9 protein-coding genes and 1 pseudogene are annotated in these 9,138 nt (G+C 65.9%); 6 read left to right on the top strand and 4 right to left on the bottom strand.

Translation table 11 applies throughout. The features are described from left to right. The 5 genes from G3N99_RS28530 to G3N99_RS28510 form a co-directional block, all read left to right on the top strand. The coding region (locus G3N99_RS28530) for a type II secretion system F family protein (RefSeq protein WP_206124056.1) at nt 1-440 on the top strand (440 nt) is incomplete at its 5' end. Between the two features lie 45 nt (nt 441-485). After that, a complete protein-coding gene (locus G3N99_RS28525; RefSeq protein WP_206124055.1) occupies nt 486-1,397 on the top strand; it encodes an A24 family peptidase in 912 nt (303 codons plus the stop codon). 1 nt (nt 1,398) lies between these two features. After that, a complete protein-coding gene (gene coaE / locus G3N99_RS28520; protein WP_206124054.1) occupies nt 1,399-2,007 on the top strand; it encodes a dephospho-CoA kinase in 609 nt (202 codons plus the stop codon). A gap of 108 nt (nt 2,008-2,115) precedes the next feature. Then, a complete protein-coding gene (zapD, locus tag G3N99_RS28515) occupies nt 2,116-2,871 on the top strand; it encodes a cell division protein ZapD (RefSeq protein WP_174939041.1) in 756 nt (251 codons plus the stop codon). Nucleotides 2,872-2,896: 25 nt separating this feature from the next. Beyond that, nucleotides 2,897-3,097 (top strand): DNA gyrase inhibitor YacG, encoded by a 201-nt coding sequence (locus G3N99_RS28510; RefSeq protein ID WP_011350851.1) that lies wholly within the window; start codon nt 2,897-2,899, stop codon nt 3,095-3,097. 60 nt (nt 3,098-3,157) lie between these two features. Here G3N99_RS28510 and G3N99_RS28505 read toward each other — a convergent pair whose 3' ends face one another. The 4 genes from G3N99_RS28505 to secA form a co-directional block, all read right to left on the bottom strand. Further along, nucleotides 3,158-3,616 (bottom strand): NUDIX domain-containing protein, encoded by a 459-nt coding sequence (locus tag G3N99_RS28505; protein WP_174939039.1) that lies wholly within the window; start codon nt 3,614-3,616, stop codon nt 3,158-3,160. Then, entirely contained in the window at nt 3,613-4,482 is an 870-nt protein-coding gene (locus G3N99_RS28500; protein WP_174939037.1) for an ATP-binding protein, read from the bottom strand. Before G3N99_RS28500 ends, G3N99_RS28505 begins: the two co-directional genes overlap by 4 nt. A gap of 19 nt (nt 4,483-4,501) precedes the next feature. Next, complete coding sequence (gene argJ, locus G3N99_RS28495) at nt 4,502-5,743, bottom strand: bifunctional glutamate N-acetyltransferase/amino-acid acetyltransferase ArgJ (protein WP_174946767.1); 1,242 nt, start codon at nt 5,741-5,743, stop codon at nt 4,502-4,504. Between the two features lie 144 nt (nt 5,744-5,887). Continuing rightward, nucleotides 5,888-8,686, bottom strand: coding sequence for a preprotein translocase subunit SecA (gene secA, locus G3N99_RS28490; protein WP_206124053.1), 2,799 nt, complete (start codon nt 8,684-8,686; stop codon nt 5,888-5,890). 256 nt (nt 8,687-8,942) lie between these two features. Between secA and G3N99_RS28485 the strand changes: the two are divergent. After that, nucleotides 8,943-9,138: pseudogene (locus G3N99_RS28485) on the top strand (DUF721 domain-containing protein); the annotation flags it as partial.

Below are 9,138 nucleotides of genomic sequence, written 5' to 3'. Positions count from 1 at the left end.
TTCTGCTCGCGGGTAGTGCACTCACCCGGTACGCAGCCGCACGCTGGTGCCGCTCGCTCGCGACGCTGCTCGGCGCCGGCGTGCCACTCGCCGACGCCTTTGCCACGCTCGAGCGCGCCGCCGGCCATCCGGTGTTCGAGCACGCCACCACGCACATCGCAGCCCGCGTGCTGCGCGGCGCGCGTCTCGCTGACGCGATGCAGTCGGCCGGTTGCTTTCCGGACGACGTCGTGCAGCCGATCGCCGTCGCCGAGGAAACCGGTGCGCTCGACACGATGCTCGCCGACATCGCCGCGTTGTGCGAACGCCAGCTCGACGCGCGTCTCGACACACTCGCCGCACTCGGCGAGCCGCTGATCGTGATCGTGCTGGGTGCACTCGTCGGCGGCCTCGTGATCGCGATGTACCTGCCCATCCTTCAGCTCGGCAACGTGGTGTAGCATCGCAACCGATTCTGTCGCCTTTTAGTCCGAACCTTGAGCCTCATGACGCCAGCGCCCCTGTCCGCCGTTACCGACTCGCCCGAGAGCACGCTGCTCGCGCTGGCGATGCTGCCGCCCACGCTGCAGTATGCGTTCGCGGTCGTCATCGGCCTTTGTATCGGCAGCTTCCTGAACGTGGTCGTGCACCGGCTGCCCGTGATGATGCAGCGCGCATGGCAGGCCGAGATCGATGAAGCGACCGGCAACGCGAGCGCCCCGCCCGACGACGGCTACCCGCCGCGCTACGATCTGTGGCGCCCGCGCAGCGCCTGCCCGCATTGCGGCCACGTGCTGCGCGCATGGGAAAACATCCCGCTCGTCAGCTACCTGATGCTGCGCGGGCGCTGTCGGCGCTGCGGCCACGCGATCGGCATCCGCTATCCGCTCGTCGAGCTCGCGTGCGCGCTGCTCGCCGCCGGCTCGCTCGCGGCATTCGGCCCGACCGTCGCCGCGCTTGCCGCGTTCGCGCTGTGCGCCGCACTGCTCGCGATGAGCGCGATCGATATCCGGACCGGCTACCTGCCCGACTCGATGACGCTGCCGCTCCTCTGGGCCGGACTCGTGCTGAACCTCGGCGGCACCTTCACGTCGCTGCGCTCCGCCGTGATCGGGGCCATGGCCGGTTACCTGTTCCTGTGGTCGATCTACTGGCTGTTCAAATGGCTGCGCGGCATCGAGGGCATCGGTTTCGGTGACCTGAAGCTACTCGCCGCGCTCGGCGCATGGATGGGCTGGGCCGCATTGCCGCAAGTCGTGCTGTTCGCCGCGGTGACGGGCGCGATCGTCGGGCTCATCGCGACCTGGCGCGGCCGCATGCGTTTCGAGGAGCCGATTCCGTTCGGCCCGTTCCTCGCGGCAGGCGGCGTCGCGACGCTGTTTTTCGGCACCCCTTTCTATTCGGCGCTCGGAGGCTGACATGTTCGCAATTGGACTCACCGGCGGCATCGGCAGCGGCAAGACGACCGTCGCCGATCTGTTCGGCGCCCGCGGCGCGTCGCTGGTCGATACCGATCTGATCGCCCATCGCATTACCGCACCGGGCGGTCTCGCGATGCCCGCGATCGAACAGGCATTCGGTCGCGACTTCGTGGCCGCCGACGGCTCGCTCGATCGTGCAAAGATGCGCGCACTGATCTTCAGCGACGACGCCGCACTCCGGCGCCTCGAAGCGATCACGCACCCGCTGATCCGTGCAGAGACCGATCGGGAAGCGCGCGAAGCGCAAGGCCCGTACGTGATGTTCGTCGTGCCGCTGCTCGTCGAGTCAGGCAACTGGAAGGCGCGCAGCGATCGCGTGCTCGTCGTCGATTGCCCGGTCGAAACGCAGATTGCACGCGTGATGCGGCGCAACGGCTTCACGCGCGAGCAGGTCGAAGCGATCATCGCGAAACAGGCGACGCGCGAAGCCCGTCTCGCGGCAGCCGACGACGTGATCGTCAACGACGCGACGACACCCGACGCGCTCGCCGCACAGGTCGATGCACTGCACCAACGCTATCTCGGGTTTGCGGCCGCCGCGCACTGAACCTCGCGCCAATCGTGATGGTGTACGAAATTGGCGCGTTGCTAGGGTAGAGAGTGAGCATTAGAATGTCCTGCATTGTTTCAATCCCTACCCAAGAGGCGAGCGCGCTTGATTCTTTACGAGTATCCGTTCAACGAGCGAATTCGCACGCTGTTGCGCCTCGAAGATCTCTTCGAGCGCTTCGCGTTCTTTTTGGCTCAGGAGGACCCGCGTGAACACCACGTCGCGCTGACGACGCTGTTCGAAATCGCCGAGGTAACGGGCCGCGCGGACCTGAAATCGGATCTGATGAAGGAGCTCGAACGTCAGCGCCAGACGCTCGCCCCCTTTCGCGGCAATCCGGGCATCGAGCAGAACGCGCTCGAAGCCGTGCTCGGCGAAATCGAGCAGACGCTCGCGAATCTCGCGCAGATGCAGGGCAAGACCGGCCAGCACCTCGTCGACAACGAGTGGCTCGCCAGCATCCGCAGCCGTGCAGTGATCCCCGGCGGCACCTGCAAGTTCGACCTGCCGTCGTACTATGCATGGCAGCAGTGGCCCGCCGAGCAGCGTCGTCAGGACATCGCGAAGTGGATTCTGCCGATGCTGCCGCTGCGCGACGCGGTGACGATCGTGCTGCGGCTCGCGCGCGAATCGGGCCAGGCGTCGAAGGTCATGGCGATGCAAGGCAGCTACCAGCAGATGCTGTCCGGCCGCACGTACCAATTGATGCAGGTACGCGTATCGCCGGAGCTGCGCGTCATTCCCGAAGCGAGCGCCAACAAATACATGTTGTGGGTACGGTTCACCATGCAGGACGGCGATGTGCGGCCGCGCGCGGTGGACATCGACGTGCCGTTCCATCTGACACTGTGCAATCTGTAACGGCCGCGGGCCGAATCGCTTTCGTATGACTACCGTTGTGAAATGCCCGTCGTGCGGCGCCGCAGTGCGCTGGACGCCCGAAAATCAGTTCCGCCCGTTCTGCTCGGCCCGCTGCAAGCAGCTCGACCTCGGCGCATGGGCCGCGGAAAAGTACCGGATCGGTGGATCTTCCGACGAGGGTCCCTCGTCGGAAGAAGACGGCACGGAAGGCCGTCGAGACAGCTGAGCGGCGCGCGGCGCCGCCCGCCAGTGATATGGCCCGCCTTTCCGGCAGGCCATCGTGGCGTCAGTTCGACGCCGCTTCCTTCTCGAGCAGTTCGAGCACCGGCAGCGCGGCCGGCAGCAGCGGTGCGACTTCGACCGGCAGTTGCTGCCACACGAACGCCTGCCCTTCCTTGCTGTGCGGCTCACCCGTCCAGCCCGTCACCTTGCAGAAATACAGCCGCACGTACGCATGCGGATAGTCGTGCTCGAGCGTGTGCCAGCGATGGCTGGCCGTGACTTCGATGCCGAGCTCCTCGTGCAGTTCGCGCGCAAGCGCGTCCTCGACGCTTTCGCCGGCCTCCAGCTTGCCGCCCGGAAACTCCCAGTAGCCTTCATACGGCTTGCCTTGCAGCCGCTGCGCGAGCAGGTAACGGCAGCGGCCGTCCGTGCCGTCCGGCTGCACCATCACGCCGACCGCGACTTCCGTCACCTTGCGACCATCGGGTGCGCGCACCGCGCCTTGTGCGAGATCCGCGCTCATGCCTGCTCCTTGCGGCCCGACCAGTCACGCGCAAACTGCCACGCGACGCGCCCCGACCGCGAGCCGCGCTCGAGCGCCCATACAAGCGCGTCGCCGCGGGCGGATTCGATCTCCGCATCCGGACAGCCGAAATGACGCAGCCAGTGCCCGACGATGTCGAGGTAGTCGTCCTGCTTGAACGGATAGAAGCTGACCCAGAGACCGAAGCGCTCAGACAGCGAGATCTTTTCCTCGACGACTTCGCCGGGGTGAATCTCGCCATCCGGGAGATGCTTGTACGTCTCGTTGTCGCTCATGTACTCGGGCAGCAAATGGCGGCGGTTCGACGTCGCGTAGATCAGCACGTTGTCCGACTGCGCGGCGATCGAGCCGTCGAGCGCAACCTTCAGCGCCTTGTAGCCCGACTCGCCTTCCTCGAACGACAGGTCGTCGCAGAACACGATGAAGCGCTCGGGACGCTGCGAGATCAGGTCGACGATGTCGCCGAGATCGTGCAGGTCGTCCTTGTCGACTTCGATCAGGCGCAGGCCGTCCTGCGCATACGCGTTCAGGCACGCCTTGATCAGCGACGATTTGCCGGTACCGCGCGCGCCGGTCAGCAGCACGTTGTTGGCCGGCTTCTGCTGCACGAACTGCCGCGTGTTCTGTTCGATCAGCCCTTTCTGGCGATCGATGTTGTGCAGATCGTCGAGCGTGATCGACGAAACGGCCGGCACCGGCTGCAGATAGCCGCGCCCCTGGCGCTTGCGCCAGCGGAACGCGTGTGCGGCGTTCCAGTCGACCGCTGCCGGCGCGGGCGGCAGCATCCCCTCGAGACGGCCGAGCAGCGCTTCGGCGCGCGTCAGAAACTGTTCAAGCTTGTCCATGTCGTTCGAGCACTCCCGATCAGGAGCGGTAATCCGCGTTGATGCTCACGTAGTCGTGCGACAGGTCGCACGTCCAGATGGTGGCCTGCGCATCGCCGCGGCCGAGCAGCACGCGGATCGTGATTTCGCTCTGCTTCATCACGCGCTGGCCGTCCTCTTCCTGGTAGGCCGGGTTACGGCCGCCCGCCTTCGCGACGAGCACGTCGTCGAGATAGAGGTCGATCTTGTCGACGTCGAGATCCGCGACGCCCGCATAGCCGATCGCCGCGAGAATCCGGCCGAGGTTGGGGTCGGATGCGTAGAAGGCCGTCTTCACGAGCGGCGAATGGCCGATCGCGTAAGCGATCTGGCGGCATTCCGCGACGTTCTTGCCGCCTTCGACCTGCACCGTCATGAATTTCGTCGCGCCTTCGCCATCGCGCACGATCAGCTGCGACAGCACCTGCGCGACTTCCGTCACCGCATCGCGCAGCGCCGCATAGGCCGGCGAATCGGTCGACGTGATCGCCGGCAGCGTGCTCTTGCCCGATGCGATCAGGATGAACGAGTCGTTCGTCGACGTGTCGCCGTCGATCGTGATGCAGTTGAACGAGCGGTCGGCCACTTCCTTCACGAGCGTGTCGAGCACCGGCTGTGCGACGTTCGCGTCGAATGCGAGGAAGCCGAGCATCGTCGCCATGTTCGGCTTGATCATGCCCGCGCCTTTGCTGATGCCCGTCAGCGTGACCGTGTGGCCGTCGATCGTCACCTGGCGCGACGTGGCCTTCGGCAGCGTGTCCGTCGTCATGATCGCCTGCGCGGCGTCAAACCAGTTCGCAGCCTTGCGGTTCGCAAGCGCGGCCGGCAGCCCGGCCTTCAGGCGATCGATCGGCAGCGGCTCGAGGATCACGCCGGTCGAGAACGGCAGCACCTGCGCCGGCTCGATGCCTGCGAGGCGCGCGAGTTCCGCGCAGGTTTCGCGTGCGTTCACGAGGCCCGGCTCGCCCGTACCCGCGTTCGCATTGCCCGTGTTCACGACGAGCGCGCGAATGCCCGCGCCGCCTGCGCGCACCTTCGCCAGGTGCTCGCGGCAGACGATGACCGGCGCTGCGCAGAAACGGTTTTCGGTGAACACGCCCGCGACCGTCGCGCTTTCGTCGACGGAAATGACCAGCACGTCCTTGCGATTCGGCTTGCGGATGTTCGCTTCCGCCCAGCCGAGCGTGACGCCGGCGACGGGATGCAGTTGGGCGGGATCGATCGACGGAAAATTGACAGCCATGGGGCACACCTGCCGGATGGAAAATGCCGGCATGCGCCGGCATCGATTGGAAGAACCGGCGGCCGCACGCGCGGGCCGCCGCAACTCACATTACTCACTCGAAGCTGCGAACGAAGCGGCACGCGTGACGCGCGCCGCCGTCGATCATGACAGCTTCCCGTGACATTGCTTGTACTTCTTGCCGCTGCCGCACGGGCACGGGTCGTTGCGACCGACCTTCGGCATTTCGCCGCCGGGGCCGCTGTGCGTCATCGCGCTGCCGACCATGTCGGCCGTCGCGGTGGCCGCCACGGCAGCCGCGACGTTCGCCACCGGCGCACCGGCTTCCGCGTAATCGGCGTGCTGGTACTCGACGTTCTCGAGATGACCGCCACGCTCCTCGATCTGCTCGGCGGCTTGCTCGAGCTGTTCCGGCGACTGGATCTGCACGTTCATCACGACGCGCGTGACTTCCTGCTTGATCGCCTCGAGCATCGCGGCGAACAGTTCGAACGCTTCGCGCTTGTATTCCTGCTTCGGGTTCTTCTGCGCATAGCCGCGCAGGTGGATGCCCTGGCGCAGGTGGTCGAGCGCCGCGAGGTGCTCGCGCCACAGGCGGTCGACCGTCTGCAGCATCACCGAACGCTCGAACGCACTGAACGATTCGCGGCCGACCATCGCGACCTTCGCCTCGTACTGCTCGTCGGCGGCCGTCATCACCGCGTCGAGGATCTCCTCGGCCGTGATCGACGACGACTCGTTCACCATTTCCTGGATCGCGAGGTCGAGCTGCCAGTCGTTGCGCAGCGCTTCCTCGAGCTCGGGCACGTCCCACTGTTCTTCGATGCTGCCTTCCGGCACGAACTGGCGGACGACTTCGGTCACCACGCCATGACGCATCGCGGTGATCGTCTCGGTGATGTCGTGCGCTTCGAGCAGCTCGTTACGCTGCTGGTAGATCACCTTGCGCTGGTCGTTCGACACGTCGTCGTATTCGAGCAGCTGCTTGCGGATGTCGAAGTTGCGCGCTTCGACCTTGCGCTGCGCGGATTCGATCGAGCGCGTAACGATGCCGGCCTCGATCGCCTCGCCTTCCGGCATCTTCAGGCGATCCATGATCGAACGCACACGGTCGCCCGCGAAGATGCGCAGAAGCGGATCGTCGAGCGACAGGTAGAAGCGCGACGAGCCCGGATCGCCCTGGCGGCCCGCACGGCCGCGCAGCTGGTTGTCGATCCGGCGCGATTCGTGGCGCTCGGTGCCGATGATGTGCAGGCCGCCCGCGGCCTTCACCTGCTCGTGCAGCGTTTCCCACTCGTCGTGCAGCTGCTGGATGCGGCGCGCCTTTTCGTCGGCCGGGATGGCTTCGTCGGCTTCGATGAACGCGGCCTGCTTCTCGGCGTTGCCGCCGAGCACGATGTCGGTACCGCGACCGGCCATGTTGGTTGCGATCGTGACGCGCTTCGGACGGCCGGCTTCCGCGACGATCGCCGCTTCGCGCTCGTGCTGCTTCGCGTTCAGCACTTCGTGCGGCAACCCGGCCTGCTTCAGCAGGTGCGACAGCAGTTCGGAGTTCTCGATCGACGTCGTGCCGACCAGCACCGGCTGGCCACGCTCGTAGCATTCGCGGATGTCGCGGATCACCGCGTCATAGCGCTCCTTGGCCGTCTTGTAGATCTGGTCCTGCTTGTCGATCCGCTTCGGCGGACGGTTGGTCGGGATCACGACCGTCTCGAGGCCGTAGATCTCGTTGAATTCGTACGCTTCGGTGTCGGCGGTACCGGTCATGCCGGCCAGCTTCGCGTACATCCGGAAGTAGTTCTGGAACGTGATCGAGGCGAGCGTCTGGTTCTCGCTCTGGATCTTCGCGTGTTCCTTCGCTTCGACGGCCTGGTGCAGGCCGTCCGACCAGCGGCGGCCGGCCATCAGGCGGCCCGTGAATTCGTCGACGATGACCACTTCGCCGTTCTGCACGACGTAGTGCTGATCCTTGTGGAACAGCGTGTGTGCGCGCAGCGCCGCGTACACGTGGTGCATCAGCGTGATGTTCTGCGGTGCGTACAGGCTCTCGCCCTCGCCGATCAGGCCCCATTCGGCGAGCAGGCGCTCGGCCTTCTCGTGGCCCGATTCCGTCAGGAACACCTGGCGTGCCTTCTCGTCGAGCGTGTAGTCGCCCGGCTTCTCGACGCCCGTGCCGTCGGCCTTCTCTTCACCGATCTGGCGCTCGAGCAGCGGCGGCAGTGCGTTCATCCGCACGTACAGTTCGGTGTGATCTTCGGCCTGGCCCGAAATGATCAGCGGTGTACGCGCCTCGTCGATCAGGATCGAGTCCACTTCGTCGACGACCGCGAAATTCAGTGCCCGCTGCACGCGCGCGTCGGTCTCGTAGACCATGTTGTCGCGCAGGTAGTCGAAGCCGAATTCGTTGTTCGTGCCGTACGTGATGTCCGCCGCGTAGGCCTGCTGCTTCTGGTCGTGCTCCATGCCGGACAGGTTGATGCCGACCGACAGACCGAGGAAGTTGTAGAGGCGCGCCATCCATTCGGCGTCGCGCTGCGCGAGGTAATCGTTGACGGTCACCACATGCACGCCGCGGCCTGCCAGCGCGTTCAGGTACACGGGCAGCGTCGCGACGAGCGTCTTGCCTTCGCCGGTGCGCATTTCCGCGATCTTGCCGTAGTGGAGCACCATGCCGCCGATCATCTGCACGTCGAAGTGCCGCATCTTCAGCACGCGACGGCTGGCCTCGCGACAGACCGCGAATGCCTCGGGCAGCAGCTTGTCGAGCGACTCGCCGGCCGCGACCCGCTGGCGGAATTCGTCCGTCTTGCCGCGCAACTGGTCGTCCGTCAGCTTCTCGATCTGCGTTTCGAGCGCATTGATCGTCGTGACGGTCTTTTGGTATTGCTTGACGAGCCGCTGGTTGCGGCTGCCAAAAATTTTCTGGAGAAAACCGGTTGTCATCGGATCGGATCCTGCGTCGCAGCACCGGCGCCCGGCGCGTGTTGCGCGCCCCGACGCCCGAGCCTCGGCGGCTTAGCGAATTAGTGGACTCAAACGTCGAATTTTAGCACGCGGGAACGCGCGCGCCCGTGTCTCGGCCGGACGGGCACTATGCGCCGACGGCCGGGCCGACGGGGCGAAAGCCGCCCGTGCCCGGGCCCGCGCGGGTACAATCGGCGTCAACGTCCGCGCGCGTGCGCGCCCGAAGAATGTCTCGATGAACCGATTTTCCAAGCGTTTCGGCCCGCTCGCCCCGTATCGCCCGCAACCCGTGTCCGAAGTGCTCGGCCGCACCGACGCGTTCGCGGCGCTGCGCGCCGGCGTCGAGCAGATCGCGTCACTGCAGCGCGATCTTGCCGCGCTCCTGCCCGACTATCTGGCGAACCACGTCGAACCCGGCTTCGTGAAGGACA

This window comes from Burkholderia sp. Ac-20392, assembly GCF_017104585.1.
In the GTDB taxonomy this organism is placed as follows: Bacteria; Pseudomonadota; Gammaproteobacteria; order Burkholderiales; family Burkholderiaceae; genus Burkholderia; species Burkholderia lata.
The sequence above is the reverse complement of the archived record's forward strand: the minus strand, read 5'-3'. Positions and strand labels throughout refer to the sequence as shown.